Below are 19,588 nucleotides of genomic sequence, written 5' to 3'. Positions count from 1 at the left end.
TCACGGGCAGACCTCGACGACCACCGCCACCCCCTGGCCGCCGCCGACGGCGACCGCGGCCAGCCCGTAGCGGCCCCCCGGCCGGTGGACCAGCTGGGCGAACAGCCGCACGGCGAGGACGGCGCCCGACGCCCCCCACGGGTGGCCGAGCGCGAGTGCCCCGCCCTCCGGACAGACCCGCGCCGGGTCCAGGCCCAGCTCCCGGCAGCAGGCCAGCACCTGACCGGCGAAGGCCTCGGTGAACTCCACGACGTCGACGTCGTCCAGGGTCAGCCCGGCCCGGTCCAGGGCCAGCCGGGTGGCGGGCACGATGCCCAGTCCGGGCCGGTTGGGGTCCACGCCGGCGGTGGCGGTGGCCAGCACCCGCAGCCCCGGCACGCCGAGCCGGCGGTGGGTGGCCGCGTCGACCACCGCGACCAGCGCCGCCCCGTCGTTGACCCCGCACGCGTTGCCCGCGGTCACGGTGCCGTCCGGGCGGAAGGCCGGGCGCAGCCGGGCCAGCCGCTGGGTGGTGAGCCCGGGGCGGGGGCGCTCGTCGCGGGTCACCCCGGCGACCGGCACGACCTCCGCGTCGAAGCCCCCGGCCGCCTGGTTGGCCGCGGCGCGGGCGTGCGAGCGGGCCGCGTAGGCGTCCTGGTCCTCCCGGGTGATGCCCAGGTCGGCGGCGAGCAGGTCCGCGGCCGGCCCCATGTCCGGGTCGCCCAGCGCGGCCGGCGCGAAGGGCGCCCGCTCGTACCGGGCCGGCTCGCCGCCGGGGGCCGGCGGCCAGAACCGCCAGGGTGCGGTGGACGCCGACTCCACGCCCCCGGCGAGCACCGCGCCGGGCTCGCCGCGCAGCACCGACACGGCCAGCACGACGGCGGCCAGGCCGCTGCCGCACTGCCGGTCGACGGTCAGCCCGGGCACGGTGACCGGCAGGCCGGCCTGCAGCGCGGCCACCCGCGCGACGTCCCCGCCCGGGCCGGTGCAGTTCCCGAGCACCACCTCGGTCACGTCGGGGACCCCCTGCTGCCGCAGCTCGCCGGCGAGGGCCGCGACGACGGGCGCGGCGAGGCCGGCGGCGGTCAGCGCGGCCAGCGAGCGGCCGGCCGTGCCGATCGGCGTCCGCCGGGCCGCGACCAGCACCGGTGCCGCCTCGGTGGAGCCGCTCACCGGCGGGCCGCCGACGGCGCGCGACCGGCGGCCACCAGGGCGGCGAGCGCGGCGCGGTCGACCTTGCCGGCGGCGGTGACCGGCGGGCCGGCCAGGTGCAGCCACCTCCGCGGCCGGTGCGCCGCGGGCAGGCCGGCGCGGGCGGCCGCCCGGGCCGCGGGGAGGAGGGCGGGGTCGGGCAGCACGGCGGTGACCACCGCCCCCAGCCGCGGGTGCGGCGCGCCGAGCACGACGACGTCCGCCCCGGTGGCGCGGCGCAGCACGGCCTCGACGTCGTCGACCAGCACGGTGACCCCGCCGGTGACCACCGCCTGGTTGCCGCGGCCGAAGACGGTCAGCGCGTCCCCGGTGAGACTCCCCCGGTCGCCCACGGTGGCGAAGCCGTCGCCGTCCTGCTCGAACGGGCCGCCGGCGCCGTCGTGGCCCAGCGACAGGTACGGCGAGCGGACCCACAGCCGGCCCTCCCGGACGCGGGCCTGCACGCCGGGGAACAGGCGCAGGTCGTCCTCGCAGCTGCCCCACGCCACGAACGAGAGCTCGGCCGCCCCGTAGTAGTGGTGCACGCGGGCGCCGGCGCCGGCGGCCCGGTCGCGGACCCGGCGGGGCAGCCGGTCGCCGGCGACGACCAGGGTGCGACCACTCAGGTCGGTGCCCGCGGCCAACGCGGCGACGAGGGCCGCGGGGGTGAGGTGGGCGTGCGTGGCCTGCTCCGTTGAGGCGACGAGGGAGGCGCCGACGGAGTGGGCGTGGACGGCGGCGAAGAGGTTCATGGTGGCCGACAGCGGGCCGGGCACCCAGAACCGGGAGCCGGGGTGGACGCCGGCCAGCGCGGACACGGCGGGGAACGAGTCGACCCAGGACGCGGTGGTGCGGACCACCGACCGGGGCCGGCTGGTGGTGCCCGACGTGCGCAGGGCGATCAGCCGGCCGTGGTGGTGGGCGTCGAGGACGGCGCCGACCGGGTCCGCGGCCGCGGCGACGTCGACGACCCCGCGGTCCGGCGGGCGGGCGGTGGGGCTCACGCCGGCCACCCTGCCCTACCGGACGGGTCGGCGTGCCGCCGCAGCAGGACCCCTGGGAGGTGGCCGTGTCCCCGTGCCGGGGGCGCCGCCGCCGTGACCGGGGGTGTTGGCTCCCTGCGTCTGGTGCTCGACCCGTGGGGCTGGTCCTGCAGGGCCGGCTGCTGGCGCCGGACGCGCCGCGGGCTCAGGTGGGCGACGGCTCGTCGGCGTAGCGGGCGAGGAACGCGCGCTCCTCGGGGGTGAGCCGGCGGGGCCGCTCGATGGCGAAGTCGAAGGGCACCAGCAGGGTGCTGCCAGTGACCGCGAGACGCCCGTGGTCGAACAGCTCGTAGTGGCAGGTGAAGGCGGCGGCGCGGACGCCGGACACCCACATCTGCACCTCCAGCGGGTCCCGGGAGTACACGACCGGCAGCCGGTACCGGACGTCGTGGGCGGCGACCACGGTGCCCCGCCGCAGGCCGGTCTGCTCCTCCAGCGAGGCCCGGTCGAAGAACAGGTCGACGCGGGCGGTCTCGAAGTAGCCCAGGAAGACCACGTTGTTCACGTGGCCGTAGGCGTCCATGTCCGACCAGCGCATGGGGACTGCCACGGTGTGCCGCACGCCCGACACCCTGCCGCACCGCCGTCCGCCCGCCCGCGCCGGACACCGGCGGCCGGCCGGAGCGGGCGCTCCGGCCGGCCCGGGTGACCCGGGGGACCAGCCCCCGAGGTGACGTGCTGGAACGGCCCCCTCGCAGTGCCCCGGCACTCGCACGCTCGTGCCGGGGCACTGCGAGGGGGTCCATCGTCAGTCGCGGGTGAGCTTGCGGTAGGTCGCGCGGTGCGGGCGGAGTGCCTCCGGGCCGAGCCGCTCGGCCTTGTTCTTCTCGTAGTCGGCGAAGTTGCCCTCGAACCAGAACCACGCCGACTCCCCCTCGTAGGCGAGGATGTGCGTGGCGACCCGGTCGAGGAACCAGCGGTCGTGGCTGACCACGACGGCGCAGCCGGGGAAGTCCAGCAGCGCGTTCTCCAGGCTGGACAGTGTCTCGACGTCCAGGTCGTTCGTCGGCTCGTCGAGCAGCAGCAGGTTGCCGCCCTGCTTCAACGTGAGGGCCAGGTTGAGGCGGTTGCGCTCACCGCCGGACAGCACCCCGGCCTTCTTCTGCTGGTCCGGGCCCTTGAAGCCGAACGCGGCGACGTAGGCCCGCGAGGGCATCTCGACGTTGCCGACCTTGATGTGGTCCAGGCCGTCGGACACGACGTCCCACAGTGTCTTCTGCGGGTCGATGCCGGCCCGGTTCTGCTCGACGTAGGCGACCTTGACCGTCTCGCCGACCTTGATCTCGCCGTCGTCGGGCTTCTCCTCGCCGACCAGCATCTTGAACAGCGTGGTCTTGCCGGCACCGTTGGGGCCGACGACCCCGACGATGCCGTTGCGCGGCAGCGTGAAGGACAGGTCGTCGATGAGCACCCGGTCGCCGAAGCCCTTGGTCAGGTCGTGGGTCTCCACCACGACGCTGCCCAAGCGCGGGCCCGGCGGGATCTGGATCTCCTCGAAGTCCAGCTTGCGGAACTTGTCGGCCTCGGCGGCCATCTCCTCGTAGCGGGCCAGCCGGGCCTTGCTCTTGGCCTGCCGCGCCTTGGCGCCCGAGCGGACCCACTCCAGCTCCTCCTTGAGGCGCTTCTGCCGCTTGACGTCCTTGGCGCCCTCGACCTTGAGCCGGGTCGCCTTGGTCTCCAGGTAGGTGGAGTAGTTGCCCTCGTAGGGGTAGGCCCGGCCGCGGTCGAGCTCGAGGATCCACTCGGCGACGTTGTCCAGGAAGTACCGGTCGTGGGTGACGGCGACGACGGTGCCGGCGTACTTCTCCAGGTGCTGCTCCAGCCACGCGACGCTCTCGGCGTCCAGGTGGTTGGTGGGCTCGTCGAGCAGCAGCAGGTCCGGGGCCTCCAGCAGCAGCCGGCACAGCGCCACGCGGCGGCGCTCACCGCCGGACAGGACGGTGACGTCGGCGTCGCCGGGCGGGCAGCGCAGCGCGTCCATGGCCTGCTCGATGCGGGCGTCGAGCTCCCAGCCGTCAGCGTTCTCGATGACCTCCATGAGCTCGCCCTGCTCGGTCAGCAGCGTGTCGAAGTCGGCGTCGGGCTCGCCCATCGCCGCGCTGACCTCCTCGAAGCGGGTCAGCGCGTCGCGCAGGGGCTTGACCGCCTCCTCGACGTTGCCGCGCACGTCGAGCTCCTCGTTGAGCGGCGGCTCCTGCAGCAGGATGCCGACCGTGGCGCCCGGCGCCAGCACCACGTCACCGTTGGAGGGCTGCTGCAGTCCGGCCATGATCTGGAGGACGGTGGACTTGCCGGCGCCGTTGGGGCCGACGACGCCGATCTTGGCGCCGGGCAGGAACGCCAGGGTGACGTCGTCCAGGATCACCTTGTCGCCGTGCGCCTTGCGCGCACGCACCATCGAGTAGATGTACTGAGCCACTGGGCCAGGCCTTCCGTCGGTTCGCGAGTGGCGGGCGGGCCGGCCGGGGTGCCGGCCCGCCCCCGTGTGCGTTCTCCCCTGCGATCCTCCCAGCCCGGTCGACTAGACGTGCGCGGGCTCCGTGGCGAGGTCGTGGGTGTCCGCCAGGTTCAACGCCTCGGGGTCGTCCTCGTAGTCCCGCCCGCGCACGAGACCGCCCGTCAGCTCGACCGGGGCGCCGTCCTGCCCGGGCGGTGACCCGGGGCCCGGCTCCTCCTCGACCTGCTCGCCGCCCGTCGCGGTGCGCGCCGGCCGGGTGAAGTCGGCCCACCCCCGGGCCAGGTTGGGCCCGACGGCCGTGGCCTTGATCTGCGAGGTGCTGCCCTTCCCGTTCTCGGACTCCCAGCTGCGGGTCCACACGCTGCCGACCACGACCACCGGGTCTCCCTTGCTCAGGCTGCGGGCGACGTTCCCGCCGAGTTCGTTCCAGCACTCGACGTCGGACCAGAAGGTCTCGCCGTCGACCCACTCCTGGCGGCCCTGGTCGAATCGGCGGGCCGTCGACGCGAGCCGGAAGTTCGTGACGCTGGTGCCGTTCTCCAGCCGGACGCGTCGCGGCGCGGTGGCCACGCGCCCCACCACGGTGATCTCGGTGTTGTTGCTCACGGTGCTCCTCGGGTGCTCTCCGCCGGACCGGCGGGGACCGGCGCGGTGCCGGTGCACCGAGGACCCTGGGCGGCCGCGACCCGGTGCGGGTGCCGGGACGGCGATCTGTGGACGACGCCGGCCCCTGTGGACACGCCGGGCGCGATCGTCGGCACCGTGGGCTCGGCTGGCGCGCGTGACGACGTCGACCCGCGCGCACCACCGGGGCCCGCACCGCGGAGGTGCGATGATCGGTGCCCGAGCGCCCGTAGCTCAGCGGACAGAGCAGCGGTCTTCTAAACCGCCGGTCGCAGGTTCGATCCCTGCCGGGCGCGCACGAGCACCCCGGCGCGGGTCACTCCGGGTGCGCGGCGAGGAAGGCGTCGGCCCGGCGGGCGTCGCGCCGGATCAGCAGACCGACGACGAGCCACCCGACGACGAAGGACGCCGCCAGAGCCACCCGCGGCCAGGTCGGCCCGAGCACGGCCTGGCCGACCCACAGCAGGGTCTGGCCGGCGAGCAGCCACGGCACGGCCCGCTGGTCCCGCAGCTGGGCGGCCATCACGCGGGCCAGCGGCAGCCGGGCCGGGTCGGCTGGCACCCGCCCGCGGACCTGGGCCAGCAGCTGCCTGCGCTGGTGCCCGGTGAGGGCCAGCAGCGGGCTGTGCCAGCCGGTGCGCCGCGCTCGGGCCGCGCGCAGCTGGCGGACGAGGGCGAGGCCGAGGAGCACCAGGCCGGCGGCCATCAGCGCGAAGCCGACGACCTCCTGCCACACGGCCGGGGGGCCCGGGGACGGGTCGTCGGCGCCGTCCTCCTGACGCAGCACGACGTACCCCACCAGGACGCCGACGACGACGCAGAGGACGACGAGCGGGACGAGCACCGCGAGCAGGAGGTTGCGGCGGGCCCGGCCCAGCCGCCGGAGCGCCGTCCCGGCCGGGACGCCGGAGAGCAGGGACAGCGCGTCGGTCCAGCGCCGTTCGTCGTCGTCCGGAGCGGGGCGGACGGGGTCGTGGGTCATCGTGGCCCAGCGTGGCCGCCGGCAGCGCGGCGCAGCAGCACGGCGGCCGGGCAGCCACCCGTGCGGGGGACACCGCCGGGCCGGGGATCCGGTGCCGCTCCTCCCCCACGCCTCCCTCGGCTCCACCTGCTGCGTCCGGGCACCACGGGGCACGCGCGTGCCAGCCGAGCTGGCCGGATCCCCCGGGTGCCGTCCGCCGTCGTGTCCCACCCGCACCACCTGTCCCGCCGTGCACGTGATGTGACGATGTGTGAGCGACCGACCACGACTCTCCGTCGGCCGGTTCCCGTGCTGGACGGCTCGGGTCCAGCACGCTGTGCAGGTGAACCCGAGCTCCCCCGACGTGTCGCGTCCCCCGGAGGGGACGGCCGGCACCGCCGCCGGCTCGAGGCCCCGCGCGATCGACACCCTGCTGGCCGACCGCGGGCAGCTCTTCCGCGCCCTGTTCCTCGCCGCGCCGATCCCCAAGGCCCTGGTCGACCTCGACGGCCACCTGCTCGTGGTCAACGACGCCCTGTGCGACCTGACCGGCCGCACCCCCGAGGACCTCGTGGGGCGGCACGTCGACCTGCTCGCCCACCCCGACGAGGCCCCGGTGCCCGACCGCACCGACGGCCCGGTCGACCCGTGGCTGGGTGTCGACGGCGAGCGGCGACTACGCCGCGCGGACGGCACGGAGCTGTGGGCCACCCAGTCGCACGAGGTCGTGCACACCGCCACCGGGGCGCCGCAGTTCGTCGTGCTGTCGCTGGTCGACGGGACCGACCGCCGCCGCGCCGAGGAGGACCTGGTCCGCCGGGCCTTCACCGACCAGCTCACCGGCCTGCCCAACCGGCGGGCGCTGAGCGACCGGCTCGAGCACGCCCTGGCGCTGTCCCGCCGCCGCGGGCTGCAGGTCGGGCTGGTGCACCTGGACCTCGACCGGTTCCGGGCGGTCAACGACGTCCTCGGCAACGAGGCCGGCGACCACCTGCTGATCCAGGTCGCCGACCGGCTGCGCTGGAGCACCCGGGTGGAGGACACCGCCGTCCGGCTGGGCGGGGACGAGTTCCTCATCCTGGCCGAGGACGTCGAGGACCTCGACGGGCTGCGCACCATGGCCGACCGGCTGCTGTCGGTGCTCGACGACCCGTTCCTCGTCGGCGAGCGGGAGATCGTGCTGTCGGCCAGCGTGGGGCTGACGCTGGGCTCCGACGTCGCCCCGGACGACCTGCTGCGCCAGGCCCAGACCGCGCTGACCCGCGCCCAGGCCGACGGCAGCCGCGCCCGCATCGAGGTGCACGACGGCGGCCTGTCCGACAGCGAGGTGGACCAGCTGCAGCTGGAGGCCGACCTGCGGCACGCGCTGGAGTCCGACGAGCTGCGGCTGTTCTACCAGCCGATCGTGTCGCTGGCCGACGAGACGCTGCTGGGCTACGAGGCGCTCATCCGCTGGGAGCACCCCACCCGCGGGCTGCTCCCGCCGGGGGCCTTCCTCGCCGCCGCCGAGGACAACCGGCTGACCTCCCGGCTGGGCGCCTGGGTGCTGCGCCAGGCCTGCTTCGACGCCGCCGGCTGGCCGGCCGGGCTGCGGGTGCACGTCAACGTCTCCGCCCGCCACCTGGCCGAGCCCGGCTTCGCCGACCTGGTCGTCGACGCGCTGGCCGAGTCCGGGCTGCCACCGGAGCGGCTGGAGCTGGAGATCACCGAGTCGACCGCGCTGTTCGCCGCCGACGCCACGCTGCAGGCGGTGTCGGAGGTGACCGACGCCGGCGTCACCCTGGCGCTGGACGACTTCGGCACCGGCTACTCCGCGATCACCGCGCTGCACCGGCTGCCCATCCACACCGTCAAGATCGACCGGTCGTTCGTCGCCGACGTGGTGACCGAGCCCTCCACGGCCGCGCTGGTGCAGGGCCTGGTGCAGCTGGGCCTGGGCATGGGCCTGCAGGTCATCGCCGAGGGCATCGAGGACCTCGACCAGGCCGACTGGCTGCGCGAGCACGGCTGCGAGATGGCCCAGGGGTACGCCTTCGGCCGGCCGGCGCCGCTGCCGGCGACCGTGCCGAGCACCGGGGACGTCGACCTGACCGGCACGCTGCCGCCGGGGGAGGTCACCGTGCAGGACGTGCTGGACGGCGAGGCGCTGGTGACCCGGGGGCTGCCGCCGGTGCCGGCCCCGCGACCGGAACGCCGCCCGGACGGAGGGGGGCGGGCCGACGAGGGCCGCCCGCCGGCCGGCCCGGTCACCGAGGACCTGCGCACGGACACCTGACGCTCAGGCGCGGGGCAGCGCCAGCGGCACCGGGCGCTTGGCCGCCCGGCCGTCCCCGGAGGAGCGCCCGCGCAGCCGCCGGGCGACCCACGGCGCGACGAAGCCGCGCACCCACGCGGCCTCCTCGGCCAGGGCGGCCCGCAGCGCGCGCGGCGGCTGCGGCGGCAGCGGGGTGCGCCAGTCGTCGTCCACCCGCAGCCCCAGCGCGGTGGCCGCGGCCAGGGCCGTCCGGCGGTGACCCTCGGGGGTGAGGTGGATGCGGTCGCCGTCCCACATGCGCCAGTCCTGGACCCAGCCGGCGCCCCACTGGTCGAGCACCACCGCACCGTGCCGGGCGGCGATCGACCACAGCGAGGCGTTGAACACCGCGACCCGCCCGCGGGTGCGGCGGATGATCGGCGTCTGCCGCGGGTCCACCCCGGTGGCCAGCAGCACGTCGGCGCCGGCGGCGCGGAAGCGGGCGACGGCGCCCTCGAGGCCGGCGGCCAGCCGGTCGGGGTCGGCGCCGGGCCGCAGCAGGTCGTTGCCGCCGGCGACCAGGCTGACCAGGTCCGGCCCGGCGGCCAGCGCGACGGGCACCTGCTCGCCGAGCACCTGGGCCAGCAGCCGGCCACGGATCGCCAGGTTGGCGTACTCGACCTCGCCCTCGGTGGCCGCCGCCAGGTGCCCGGCCAACCGGTCGGCCCAGCCGCGGTACTCCCCCGGGCGGTGCGGGTCGTGGTCGGCCAGCCCCTCGGTGAACGAGTCGCCGAGGGCGACGAAACGGCGCCAGGAGAGGTGGGTGGGTCCGAGCTGCACGGCCCCACTCCAGCACGCCGGTCGGGCGCCCGGGCGCGGGACCCGGCACAGTGGCCGGGTGCGGACGACGGGCAGCCGGGAGGTCTACCGCAGCCCGTGGATCCGGGTGCGGGAGGACGCGGTCGAGCGCGCCGACGGCAGCGCCGGGGTCTACGGCGTGGTGGAGAAGGCGGACTTCGCGCTGGTGCTGCCCGCCGAGCGCGGCGGCTTCTGGCTGGTCGAGCAGTACCGGTACCCGCTGGGCCGGCGTGCGTGGGAGTTCCCGCAGGGCACGTGGACGGCCGGGTCACGAGGCAGCGCGGAGGAGCTGGCCCGCGCCGAGCTCGCCGAGGAGACCGGCCTGCGCGCCGGGTCGCTGCGCCACCTCGGTCACCTGGACCTGGCGCCGGGCCTGTCGACGCAGGAGTTCGACGTCTGGCTGGCCACCGACCTCACCCCGGGGCCGACGGCGCGGGAGGCGACCGAGGCCGACATGCGGCAGGCGTTCGTGACCGAGGGCGAGCTGCGGGCGATGGTGGCCGGCGGCCGGTTCACCGACGGGCCGAGCCTGGCCGCCTACGCGCTGCTGCTGCTCGAGTCGCGGTAGCCCTCCAGCAGCCGCAGCCAGATCTCGCTCATCGTCGGGTAGGCCGGCACCGCGTGCCAGAGCCGGGCGACCGGCACCTCCCCGGCGACGGCGACCGTGGCGGCGTGCAGCAGCTCGGCGACGGCCGGCCCGACGAAGGTGACCCCGAGCAGCACCTCGCGGTCGGGGTCGACCAGCGCGATCGCCGTCCCGGTGTAGCCGTCGGCGTGCAGCGAAGCCCCGGCGACGCCGCCGAGGTCGTACTGCACCACCCGGTGGGCGACCCCGGCCCGCTCGGCGGCGGCGCGGGTCAGCCCGACGCTCGCCACCTGGGGGTCGGTGAACACCACCGACGGGGTGGCCAGCCGGTCGGCGGTGGCCACGAACGGCGACCAGTCGGCCAGCGGCACCTGCTCCCCGCGGGCCCGGGCGACGATCGCCGCCCCCGCCTGCCGGGCCTGGTACTTGCCCATGTGCGTCAGCTGCCGGCGGTTGTTGACGTCGCCGACGCCGTAGGCCCAGGGCAGGCCACGGACCTGCAGGGAGTCGTCGACGTCGAGGTACTCCCCCGGCGGCAGGCCGACGGTGTCCAGCCCGAGGTCGCCGGTGCGCGGGCGGCGGCCGACGGCGACCAGCACCTCGTCGCCGCGCAGCTCGCCGTCGGCGGTGGTCAGCACGACCTCGCCCCCCTCACGCCGGGCGGCGGTCGCCTCCGTGTCCAGCCGGACGTCGACCCCGGCGGCCCGCAGCGCGCCGGTCACGGCCTCGCCCGCCTCGGGCTCCAGGTCCGGCAGGAGCCGGGGGCCGCGCTGCAGCAGGGTGACCCGCGAGCCGAGCGCCGCCCAGGCGGTGGCCATCTCGCAGCCGACGTAGCCGCCGCCCACCACCAGCAGCCGGCCGGGTGCCTCCTTGGCGCTGGTGGCCTCCCGCGGGGTCCACGGGCCGACCTCGCGCAGCCCGTCCGCGGGCGGCACGGCGGCCTCCGACCCGGTGCAGACGGCGACCGCGTGCCGGGCGCTCAACCGGGTCTCCTGCCCGTCGTCGCCGGTGACGACGACGACCCGCTCCCCCTCCAGCCGGCCGGTGCCGCGGACCAGCGCGATGCCGGCGCCGGCCACCCACTCGGCCTGGGAGGCGTCGTCCCAGCCGTGGGTGAAGGAGTCCCGGCGGGCCAGGGTGGCCGCGACGTCCTGCTCGCCGGTCACCGCCTGGCGGGCGCCGTCGACCGCGCGGGCGGCGGCCAGCGCCTCGGTGCCGCGCAGCAGCGCCTTGCTGGGCATGCACGCCCAGTAGGAGCACTCCCCGCCGACCAGTTCGGCCTCGACCAGGGCGGCGGTCAGCCCGCCCCGGACCACGACGTCGGCCAGGTTCTCGCCGGTCGACCCGCCACCGATGACGACCACGTCGAACTCACGGGTGTCCACGCCCCCATCTCACCAGCCCCGAGGCGGCGCGCACAGCGCTGATCCGCCCGACCCGGCACCGCCGCCGGCCCCGCCCCGGCTCGCCCCAGCCGGCGGCGGGGCACGAGGTCCTCCCTGTGGTCGACTGGTCGGCATGCCGGTCGACCCCGCTGCGTTCACCGCGGCGCTGCGCCAGTACGCCGCCGGGGTCTGCCTGATGACCGTCCGCGACGACATGGACGACGTCGGCACCACCGTCTCCTCGGTCATGAGCGTCTCGGCGCACCCGCCGCTGGTCGCCGTGGGCCTGTCGGCCGGTGGCTACCCGGCGGAGGTGCTCGCCGACGTGGGCGCCTGCGGGCTGACCGTCCTCGCCGCCGAGCACGCGATCGTGGCCAGCCGGTTCTCCTCCGCCGGACGGCCCAGCGCCCGCCACCTGCTGCAGTCGGTGCCCTGGCGGCGGGCCGACGACAGCGGGGCGATCGTGCTGGAGCAGGGGCTGGCCGCGCTGGACTGCCGCCTGGACCGGCTCGTCGAGGCCGGCGACCACGTGCTCGCCCTGCTGGAGGTCACCGGCGTCCCGGTGCTGGCCGCCGGCGGCGCCCCGCTGCTGCGGCTGCGCGGCCGCTACGCCGACCCGGGCGGCCGGCCGGCCGGCCGCGGCTGAGGCCCTGGGTCGGGACACGGGGCTCGGGTCGTTGTCACATCCCGGGCCGCGGTGGTGCTCTACCGGTGTGGACCTCGGACGTACCGGCCCCGGTGGGCCCGCAGCCGCCCTGGCGGCCGCGCTGCCGCGGGGGCCGGGCAGCGCGCTGGCCGGGCGGGCGCGGCGGACGGAGCACCCTGCGGCCGCCGTGCGGCCCGACCTCGAGCAGGTCTTCCGCGCCGACTACCCGTGGGTGGTCGCCACCGCCGCCCGGGTGCTGGGGTCACGGGACGAGGCCGAGGACGTCGCCCAGGAGGTGTTCCTGGCCTTCAGCCGGTCCACGGTGCCGGCCGGCGAGGCGCGGGGGTGGCTGTCGGTCGCCGCGGTGCACACCGCGCTGAACGTGCTGCGCTCCGGGCGGCGCCGCGCCACCCGCGAGGCGGCCACCGCGGTCGACGAGGCGACGGGCGACGTGGCCGACACCGTCGCCGCCCGCGAGGAGCACAGCCGGCTGCGGGCACTGCTCGTCCGGCTGCCGCACAAGCAGGCCGCGGCCCTGGTGCTGCGGCACAGCGGCCTGAGCTACGCCGAGATCGCCGGGGCGCTGGACATGGCGCCCGGCAGCGTCGGCACGACCATCCGGCGGGCCGAGTCCGCCCTGCGAGAGGAGTGGGTCCGTCATGCGTCATCCGAGTGAGGGTGTGCTGCGCCGTCTGCTCGACGAGCCGGCCGGGGTCTCCGACGCCGACCGGCGGCACGTCGCCGGCTGCCCCGCCTGCCTGTCCGGCCTGGCCGCCGCGCGCGAGGACGCGGCCCTGGCCGGGGCGGCGCTGCGTGCCGACGTCGCCACCGACCCCGCGGCCGGCTGGCGGCGGCTGTCGGCCGCGGTGCCCGCCCGGACCGCGACGCCCGCGGCCGCACCGGCCCGCCGGCGCGCCGGGTGGCTGCACCGGCCGGCCGCGGCCGTGCTGGCCGCCGTCGTCGTGCTCTCCGGCGCCGGGGTGGCCGCGGCCACCGACTGGCTGCCGATCTTCCGCACCGAGCAGGTCGCCCCGCTGGAGGTCAACACCGACGACCTCGTCGCGCTGCCCGACCTCACCGCCTACGGCGACGTCGCGGTGACCGGCGACGACGGCCCGCGCCAGGTCGCCGACGCCGCGGCCGCCCGTGCGGAGACCGGCCTGGACGTCCCCGAGGTGGGCGAGCTGCCCACCGGCGTGGCGGGCGACCCCGCCTACGCCGTCGTCGGCGAGCTGAGCGGCGTCTTCACCTTCTCCGCGGCCAAGGCTGCGGCGGCCTCCGGCGGGTCCCTGCCGCCGGTGCCCGCGGGCCTCGACGGCGCCCAGGTGCGGCTCACCGCCGGCCCGGGGGTCGCCGCGGTGTGGACCCAGCCCTCCGGACTGCCCTCCCTGGTCGTCGGCCGGGCCGTCGCCCCGTCGGCGTCGTCGTCCGGCGTGCCGTTCGAGACCGTCCGCGACTTCCTGCTCTCCCTGCCCGGCCTGCCCGAGGACGTGGCCGCCCAGCTGCGCACCTTCACCGCCGACGGGTCCACGCTGCCCATCCCGGTGCCGGCAGACCTGGTGGAGACCTCCGAGGCCTCGGTCGGCGGGCTGCCGGCCACCGTGCTGGAGTCCCGCGACCAGGCCCTGGCCGCCGTCGTGTGGGTCGAGGACGGCGTGGTCACCCTGGTCGGCGGCTCGCTGTCCCCCGACGAGGTGCTGGACGTGGCCGCGGAGCTGCGGTGACCGCGGTCGAGGCCGCGGCGCGGCTGGTCGGTGACCTGCCGCCGTCCCCGGCGCTGTGGTGCGACGGCCTGCGCAAGCGGTACGGGCGGCGCACGGCGGTCGACGGCGTGTCGCTGGCCGTGGGCCGCGGTGAGGTGGTCGGCCTGCTCGGGCCGAACGGCGCCGGCAAGACCACCGTGATCAAGATGCTGCTCGGCCTGGTCCGGCCGGACGCCGGCGAGGTGATGGTGCTGGGCCGGCCGGGCACCGACCCGGCCGCCCGTGCCGGGGTGGGCTACCTGCCCGAGCTGTTCCGCTACCAGCCGTGGCTCACCCCGGCCGAGGTGCTGCGGCTGCACGTGCGGCTGGCCGGCGTCGACGTCCCGCGGGAGGAGCAGCGCGGCTGCCTGGAGCTGGTCGGGCTGGGCGCCCGCACCGGTGACCGGGTGGGCGGGTTCTCCAAGGGCATGCAGCAGCGGCTGGGCCTGGCCGTGGCGCTGGTCGCCCGCCCCGAGCTGGTGGTGCTCGACGAGCCGACCAGCGCGCTGGACCCGCTGGGCCGGGCCGACGTCCGCGACGTGGTGCTGTCGCTGCGCGAGCGGGGCGTGGCCGTGCTGCTCAACTCGCACCTGATCGGTGAGGTGGAGCGGGTGTGCGACCGGGTGGTCGTGCTGGACCGCGGGCGGGTCGCCGCCTCCGGCACGCTCGCGGAGCTGCTGGGGCAGCGCGAGGTCCGGCTGCACCTGACCGGCGTGGTCGCCGCGGCGCAGACGCGGCTGGCCGCGGCCGGGCCGGTCCAGCACGAGGGCGGCTGGTACACCGTCGCGCTGCCCGCCGAGGACGACGGGACGACGGTGCCGGACCTGGTGCGCGACCTGGTGGCCCTCGGCGTGCGGGTGCACGCGGTGGAGCCGGCGCGGATCAGCCTGGAGGAGCGCCTGCTCGGCATCCTGCGGGCCGGCTCCGGGCAGGTGCGGTCGTGACCGCCCGCACGGTGCTGACCATCGCCGGGCTGACCCTGCGCGAGGCCGTCCGGCGACGGGTCGTCTGGGCGCTGCTCGCGCTGACCGTGGTGCTGCTCGCGCTGAGCGCCTGGGGCTTCTCCCGGCTGGTCGGGCTGGACTCCGAGCTCGGCACGCTGACCAGTGGCGAGGCCCGCCTGGTGGCCTCGGTGCTGCTCAACCTGATCATGTTCGGGCTGAGTCTGATCGCAGCGATCGGCACCGCGTTCCTGGCCGGGCCGACGCTGTCCGGGGAGCTGGAGTCGGGGCAGGCGCTGGTCGTGCTGGCCCGGCCGGTCCGCCGCTCGGCCGTCCTGGCGGGCAAGTGGCTGGGGCTGGCCGCGTTCGGCGGCGGCTACGTCGTCCTGGCCGGGCTGGCGCAGGTCCTGGTGGTCGGCGCCACGGTCGGCTACTGGCCGCCGGCGCCCGTCACCGGGGTGGCCCTGCTCGCCGCGCAGACGGTGGCGCTGCTGACCCTGGCGCTGCTGCTGTCCAGCGCCGTCTCGCCGATGGCCTCGGGCATCGTGGCGGTCGGGCTGTTCGGCGCGACCTGGGTCGCCGGCGTGGTCGGCGGTTTCGGCGCGGCGCTGGGCAACGAGGGCGTCGAGCGGGTGGGCACCGTGTCCCGGGTGCTGCTGCCCACCGACGGGCTGTGGCGCGGCGCCATGAACGCCTTCCAGGACCCGATCGCGCTGCTGCAGATGGGCCCCACCGACGGCGGCTTCCCCTTCCTGGCCGACGGCGCGCTCACCCCCGCCTACCTGGCCTGGGCCGCGGCCTGGATCGCGGTGGTGTGGGGCCTGACCGCGCTGTCCTTCTCCCGCCGCGACGTCTAGGCCACAGCAGCGGCCTTCCGCGCGCGGAAGGCCGCCGGTCGCCTTCAGCGCGACAAAGGCGACCGGGGGCCGGGGTGTGGGCGCGCAGGCCCTGGTCCGCACGCGGGAACGGGGCACCCGCGCACGCGCTCGGCGCGGTGGCCGCGGCCACGGCCGCTTCGGGGGAGGTGTCCCGGACGGCCGGGGGTTAGCGTCGGGGGCGATGACCGAGCCGCTGAACCCGTCGCCGTCCGCCGTGCGCCGCGCCGTCACCCGCGCCGAGCGCGGCGTCTCCCTGGACCCGGTCGAGGCCGAGACGCTGCTGCACGCCCGCGGCCTGGCCGACGGCGAGCCGCTGGACCGGTTGCTGACCGCCGCCGGCCGGGTCCGCGACGCGGGGCTGACCTCGGCCGGCCGGCCCGGGGTGGTCACCTACAGCCGCAAGGTGTTCATCCCGCTGACCCGGCTGTGCCGCGACCGCTGCCACTACTGCACGTTCGTGACGACGCCGGGCGCGCTGCGCCGGGAGGGGCGGGAGCCGTTCCTCTCCCCCGACGAGGTGCTCGACACCGCCCGGGCCGGGGCGGCGCTGGGCTGCAAGGAGGCACTGTTCACCCTCGGCGACCGCCCCGAGGACCGCTGGCCGGTCGCCCGCGAGTGGCTGGCGGCGCACGGCTTCGACTCCACGCTGGCCTACCTGCGCGCCATGGCGATCCGGGTGCTGGAGGAGACCGGGCTGCTCCCCCACCTCAACCCCGGGGTGCTGAGCTGGGAGGAGGTCCAGCGGCTCAAGCCGGTCGCGGCGTCCATGGGGATGATGCTGGAGACCACCGCCACCCGGCTGTGGGCCGAACCCGGCGGCCCGCACCACGGCTCGCCGGACAAGGAACCCGCCGTCCGGCTGCGGGTGCTGGAGGACGCCGGCCGCTCCGCCGTCCCGTTCACCACCGGGGTGCTGCTGGGCATCGGCGAGACCCCGGCCGAGCGGGTGGACGCCGTCGGCGCGATCCGCGCCGCCCACCAGCGGCACGGGCACGTGCAGGAGGTGATCGTCCAGAACTTCCGGGCCAAGCCGCGCACCGCGATGGCCGCGCACGACGACCTGGCGTTGCAGGAGTACGTCGCCGCGGTCGCCGTCACCCGGCTGCTGCTGGGCCCCGCCGCGCGGGTGCAGGCGCCGCCGAACCTGTCCGACTCCACCGAGCTGGGCCTGCTGCTGCGCGCCGGCGTCGACGACTGGGGCGGGGTCTCCCCGCTCACCCCCGACCACGTCAACCCCGAGCGGCCCTGGCCCAACACCGACAAGCTGGCCGCGCTGTCGGCCGAGGCCGGCTTCGAGCTGCGCGAGCGGCTGGCCGCCCAGCCGCCGTACGTGCTGGCCCCCGAGCCGTGGCTGGACCCGCGGGTGCGCCCGCACGTCGCCGCCGTGGCCGGCCCGGACGGGCTGGCCGTGGAGGGCCGGGTGCCGGCCGGGCTGCCGTGGCAGGAGCCCGACGCGGCGTGGACGTCGTCCGGCCGGGTCGACCTGCACGTCGAGGTGGACACCACCGGGCGCACCGGCGACCGGCGCGGCGACTTCGACGCCGTCTACGGCGACTGGGCCGAGCTGCGCTCGCGCACCGAGAGCGCCCGGGACGGCTCCTCGACCGCGCTGGCCACCGGCGATCCCGCGGTGCACGCGGCGCTGCGGCAGGCCGAGGTCGACCCCGCGGGGCTGTCCGACGACGGGTACCTGGCGCTGCTGGGTGCCGACGGCGCGGACCTGGAGGCGCTGTGCGCGCTGGCCGACGCCGTCCGCCGGGACGTCAACGGCGAGGACGTCACCTACGTGGTCAACCGGAACGTCAACTTCACCAACGTCTGCTACACCGGCTGCCGGTTCTGCGCCTTCGCCCAGCGGCGCACCGACGCCGACGCCTACACCCTGTCGCTGGAGGAGGTCGGCGCCCGGGTGGACCGCGCCTGGGCCGCCGGGGCGACCGAGATCTGCATGCAGGGCGGCATCCACCCCGACCTGCCCGGCACCGCCTACCTCGACCTCGCCCGCGAGGTCAAGCGCCGCGCGCCGGACATCCACCTGCACGCCTTCTCCCCCATGGAGATCGTCAACGGCGCGGCCCGCACCGGGCTGTCGTTCGCCGACTTCCTGACCGCCGCGCGCGAGGCCGGGCTGGACAGCGTGCCCGGGACGGCGGCGGAGATCCTGGACGACGACGTCCGCTGGGTGCTGACCAAGGGCAAGCTGCCGACGGCGACCTGGCTGGAGATCGTCACCACGGCGCACCGGGTGGGCCTGCCGACGACGTCGACGATGATGTACGGCCACGTCGACACCCCCGCGCACTGGGTGGCGCACCTGCGCACGCTGGCCCGGGTGCAGGACGAGACCGGCGGGTTCACCGAGTTCGTGCTGCTGCCGTTCGTGCACCACAGCTCGCCGATCTACCTGGCCGGCGTGGCCCGCCCCGGCCCGACGGTGCGGGAGAACCGCGCGGTGCACGCCGTCGCCCGGCTGCTGTTGCACGGCCGGATCGGCAACATCCAGACCTCGTGGGTGAAGCTCGGCGACGTCGGCACGCGGACGGTGCTGGACGGCGGGGCCAACGACCTCGGCGGCACGCTGATGGAGGAGACCATCAGCCGCATGGCCGGCAGCGGCAACGGCTCGCTGAAGACCATCGCGCAGCTCGAGGCCATGGCCGCCGCGATCGGCCGCCCGGCCCGGCAGCGGACGACGGAGTACGGCACCCCGTCGGCCGAGCGGGTCGCCACCGCGCGCTCGGAGGAGGGCCGCCGGGCGCTGGACCTGTCCATCACCCCGGCCTGAGGACGGCGAGCTCGACGACCGCGTCGACCAGTTCCGGGCCGTCGAGCAGCACCGGGTCGTTGTGGTCGGCGCCGGGCACCTCGACCACCCGGTGCAGCCGGGCGGCGGCGTCCGCCACGGCGCGGCTCTGAGCGGGCGGCACGATCGTGTCGGCGCTGCCGTAGACCACCGAAGTCGGCGCCTGCACCGCGGCGACGTGCTCGGCCACCGGGTGGCGGTCCCGCAGCAGCGCGCGCACCGGGAGGAACGGGTAGTGCTCCGCGCCGGCCGAGGCCAGGTCGACGAACGGCGAGCGCAGCACCAGCCCGGCCGGCGGGTGCTCGGTCGCGAGCTCGGCGACGACCGCGGCGCCCAGGCTCTCCCCGAGGTAGACCAGCCGGTCCGGCGGCGCGCCCGCCTCCTCCAGCAGGTACGCGCGGGCCGCCCGGACGTCCAGCGCCAGGCCCGCCGCACCGGGCGTGCCGGGGTTGCCGCCGTACCCGCGGTAGTCGAACAGGAGCACCGCCAGGCCGGCGTCGTGCAGGGCTGCGGCGAGGGGTGCCCGCAGGCCGCGGTGCCCGCCGTTGCCGTTCGCCACCAGGACGGCGGGCGCGTCGGGCGTGGCACCGGGCAGGTACCAGGCGGCCAGCCGGAGGCCGTCCGCGGTGTGCAGGCCGACGTCGCGCGCCCCTGGGAGGACCGTCGCCGCGGGAGGCACCGGGCCGGCGTCGGGGAGGTACACCAGGTGACGCTGGAAGCCCCACGCCAGCCCGACCAGCCCGGCGTACAGGACGAGGAACACCCCGGCTCCGACCGCCACCGCGCGCACCCCCCGATGATGGCGGCCGGGGCCCGCGGGGTGAGCGGTCCTGTCGGCGGCCGCCCCTACGGTGACGGCCATGCCGGTGCAGGTGACCCCCTTCCTGATGTTCACGGGCGCGGCGGAGCAGGCGATGGAGCTGTACACGTCGCTGTTCGACGACGCACGCGTCCTCACGCTCACCCGGTGGGGCGCGGACGGCGCGGGCGCCGAGGGGACGGTGCAGCAGGCCACCTTCTCCGTCGCCGGCCAGGTGTTCCGCTGCTTCGACAGCCCGCCGGTGCACGACTTCGGCTTCACGCCGTCCTTCTCCATCTGGGTCGAGACCGCCTCCGCCGAGGAGCTCGACCGGCTGTTCACCGGCCTCGCCGACGGCGGCACGGTGCTGATGCCGGTGGACTCCTACGACTTCAGCCGCCGCTTCGGCTGGGTGCAGGACCGGTTTGGCGTCTCCTGGCAGCTCGACCTCGCGTGACCGG

18 protein-coding genes and 1 tRNA gene are annotated in these 19,588 nt (G+C 76.7%); 10 read left to right on the top strand and 9 right to left on the bottom strand.

The features are described 5' to 3' along the window. The 5 genes from RTG05_RS06345 to RTG05_RS06325 form a co-directional block, all read right to left on the bottom strand. Entirely contained in the window at positions 1–1,152 is a 1,152-nt protein-coding gene (locus RTG05_RS06345; RefSeq protein WP_315912385.1) for a thiolase family protein, read from the bottom strand. Beyond that, on the bottom strand, positions 1,149–2,174 hold the full coding sequence (locus RTG05_RS06340; RefSeq protein ID WP_166527932.1) for an AMP-binding protein: 1,026 nt from the start codon (positions 2,172–2,174) through the stop codon (positions 1,149–1,151). The genes RTG05_RS06345 and RTG05_RS06340 overlap by 4 nt, the downstream gene beginning before the upstream one ends. Positions 2,175–2,358: 184 nt before the next feature. After that, positions 2,359–2,775 (bottom strand): acyl-CoA thioesterase, encoded by a 417-nt coding sequence (locus RTG05_RS06335; RefSeq protein ID WP_208104824.1) that lies wholly within the window; start codon positions 2,773–2,775, stop codon positions 2,359–2,361. Positions 2,776–2,961: 186 nt separating this feature from the next. Then, positions 2,962–4,632 (bottom strand): energy-dependent translational throttle protein EttA, encoded by a 1,671-nt coding sequence (gene ettA / locus RTG05_RS06330; RefSeq protein WP_166527931.1) that lies wholly within the window; start codon positions 4,630–4,632, stop codon positions 2,962–2,964. A 102-nt stretch (positions 4,633–4,734) separates the two neighbouring features. Then, on the bottom strand, positions 4,735–5,277 hold the full coding sequence (locus RTG05_RS06325) for a single-stranded DNA-binding protein (RefSeq protein WP_166527930.1): 543 nt from the start codon (positions 5,275–5,277) through the stop codon (positions 4,735–4,737). Between the two features lie 241 nt (positions 5,278–5,518). On the opposite strand from RTG05_RS06325, the gene RTG05_RS06320 reads away from it, so the two are divergent. Then, positions 5,519–5,591: transfer RNA gene (locus RTG05_RS06320), tRNA-Arg, on the top strand. 20 nt (positions 5,592–5,611) lie between these two features. Here the strand turns inward: RTG05_RS06320 and RTG05_RS06315 are convergent. Then, the gene (locus RTG05_RS06315) at positions 5,612–6,277 is read right to left on the bottom strand and encodes a hypothetical protein (protein ID WP_166527929.1); all 666 of its coding nucleotides are present in this window, start codon (positions 6,275–6,277) and stop codon (positions 5,612–5,614) included. A gap of 322 nt (positions 6,278–6,599) precedes the next feature. Between RTG05_RS06315 and RTG05_RS06310 the strand changes: the two genes are divergently transcribed. Then, a complete protein-coding gene (locus RTG05_RS06310; RefSeq protein WP_315912384.1) occupies positions 6,600–8,531 on the top strand; it encodes a putative bifunctional diguanylate cyclase/phosphodiesterase in 1,932 nt (643 codons plus the stop codon). A 3-nt stretch (positions 8,532–8,534) separates the two neighbouring features. Here RTG05_RS06310 and RTG05_RS06305 read toward each other — a convergent pair whose 3' ends face one another. Then, a complete protein-coding gene (locus tag RTG05_RS06305) occupies positions 8,535–9,329 on the bottom strand; it encodes an SGNH/GDSL hydrolase family protein (RefSeq protein ID WP_166527928.1) in 795 nt (264 codons plus the stop codon). Between the two features lie 58 nt (positions 9,330–9,387). Between RTG05_RS06305 and RTG05_RS06300 the strand changes: the two genes are divergently transcribed. After that, positions 9,388–9,915 carry an NUDIX domain-containing protein gene (locus RTG05_RS06300; RefSeq protein ID WP_166527927.1) on the top strand — a complete coding sequence of 176 codons (528 nt, stop codon included), beginning with the start codon at positions 9,388–9,390 and terminating at the stop codon, positions 9,913–9,915. Here RTG05_RS06300 and RTG05_RS06295 read toward each other — a convergent pair. Then, entirely contained in the window at positions 9,885–11,318 is a 1,434-nt protein-coding gene (locus RTG05_RS06295; protein WP_166527926.1) for a dihydrolipoyl dehydrogenase family protein, read from the bottom strand. The two genes, RTG05_RS06300 and RTG05_RS06295, sit on opposite strands and share 31 nt — an antisense overlap. 133 nt (positions 11,319–11,451) lie before the next feature. Between RTG05_RS06295 and RTG05_RS06290 the strand changes: the two genes are divergently transcribed. The 6 genes from RTG05_RS06290 (at position 11,452) to RTG05_RS06265 (ending at position 18,310) form a co-directional block, all read left to right on the top strand. After that, positions 11,452–11,964 carry a flavin reductase family protein gene (locus tag RTG05_RS06290; RefSeq protein ID WP_166527925.1) on the top strand — a complete coding sequence of 171 codons (513 nt, stop codon included), beginning with the start codon at positions 11,452–11,454 and terminating at the stop codon, positions 11,962–11,964. A gap of 67 nt (positions 11,965–12,031) precedes the next feature. Beyond that, positions 12,032–12,640, top strand: coding sequence for a sigma-70 family RNA polymerase sigma factor (locus tag RTG05_RS06285; protein ID WP_315912383.1), 609 nt, complete (start codon positions 12,032–12,034; stop codon positions 12,638–12,640). Further along, entirely contained in the window at positions 12,624–13,688 is a 1,065-nt protein-coding gene (locus RTG05_RS06280; RefSeq protein ID WP_166527924.1) for a hypothetical protein, read from the top strand. The genes RTG05_RS06285 and RTG05_RS06280 overlap by 17 nt, the downstream gene beginning before the upstream one ends. Then, entirely contained in the window at positions 13,685–14,650 is a 966-nt protein-coding gene (locus RTG05_RS06275; RefSeq protein ID WP_166527923.1) for an ABC transporter ATP-binding protein, read from the top strand. Before RTG05_RS06280 ends, RTG05_RS06275 begins: the two co-directional genes overlap by 4 nt. Beyond that, complete coding sequence (locus RTG05_RS06270; RefSeq protein WP_166527922.1) at positions 14,647–15,504, top strand: ABC transporter permease subunit; 858 nt, start codon at positions 14,647–14,649, stop codon at positions 15,502–15,504. The genes RTG05_RS06275 and RTG05_RS06270 overlap by 4 nt, the downstream gene beginning before the upstream one ends. Positions 15,505–15,706: 202 nt before the next feature. Continuing rightward, positions 15,707–18,310 (top strand): bifunctional FO biosynthesis protein CofGH, encoded by a 2,604-nt coding sequence (locus RTG05_RS06265; RefSeq protein ID WP_166527921.1) that lies wholly within the window; start codon positions 15,707–15,709, stop codon positions 18,308–18,310. Here the strand turns inward: RTG05_RS06265 and RTG05_RS06260 are convergent. Then, positions 18,297–19,109 carry an alpha/beta hydrolase gene (locus RTG05_RS06260; RefSeq protein WP_315912382.1) on the bottom strand — a complete coding sequence of 271 codons (813 nt, stop codon included), beginning with the start codon at positions 19,107–19,109 and terminating at the stop codon, positions 18,297–18,299. The two genes, RTG05_RS06265 and RTG05_RS06260, sit on opposite strands and share 14 nt — an antisense overlap. 79 nt (positions 19,110–19,188) lie before the next feature. Between RTG05_RS06260 and RTG05_RS06255 the strand changes: the two genes are divergently transcribed. Further along, the gene (locus RTG05_RS06255) at positions 19,189–19,584 is read left to right on the top strand and encodes a VOC family protein (RefSeq protein WP_166527919.1); all 396 of its coding nucleotides are present in this window, start codon (positions 19,189–19,191) and stop codon (positions 19,582–19,584) included. Positions 19,585–19,588: the final 4 nt, after the last annotated feature.

Source organism: Geodermatophilus sp. DSM 44513 (assembly GCF_032460525.1).
GTDB lineage: Bacteria > Actinomycetota > Actinomycetes > Mycobacteriales > Geodermatophilaceae > Geodermatophilus.
Note: the sequence above shows the minus strand (reverse complement) of the source record. Positions and strands in the feature narration are given on the sequence as shown.

Excerpts from the sequence above, each read along its gene's own strand:
- RTG05_RS06290 (WP_166527925.1), top strand. The coding sequence starts at position 11,452 with ATGCCGGTCGACCCCGCTGCGTTCACCGCGGCGCTGCGCCAGTACGCC.
- RTG05_RS06315 (WP_166527929.1), bottom strand. The coding sequence starts at position 6,277 with ATGACCCACGACCCCGTCCGCCCCGCTCCGGACGACGACGAACGGCGC.
- RTG05_RS06255 (WP_166527919.1), top strand. The coding sequence starts at position 19,189 with ATGCCGGTGCAGGTGACCCCCTTCCTGATGTTCACGGGCGCGGCGGAG.
- RTG05_RS06280 (WP_166527924.1), top strand. The coding sequence starts at position 12,624 with ATGCGTCATCCGAGTGAGGGTGTGCTGCGCCGTCTGCTCGACGAGCCG.
- RTG05_RS06265 (WP_166527921.1), top strand. The coding sequence starts at position 15,707 with ATGACCGAGCCGCTGAACCCGTCGCCGTCCGCCGTGCGCCGCGCCGTC.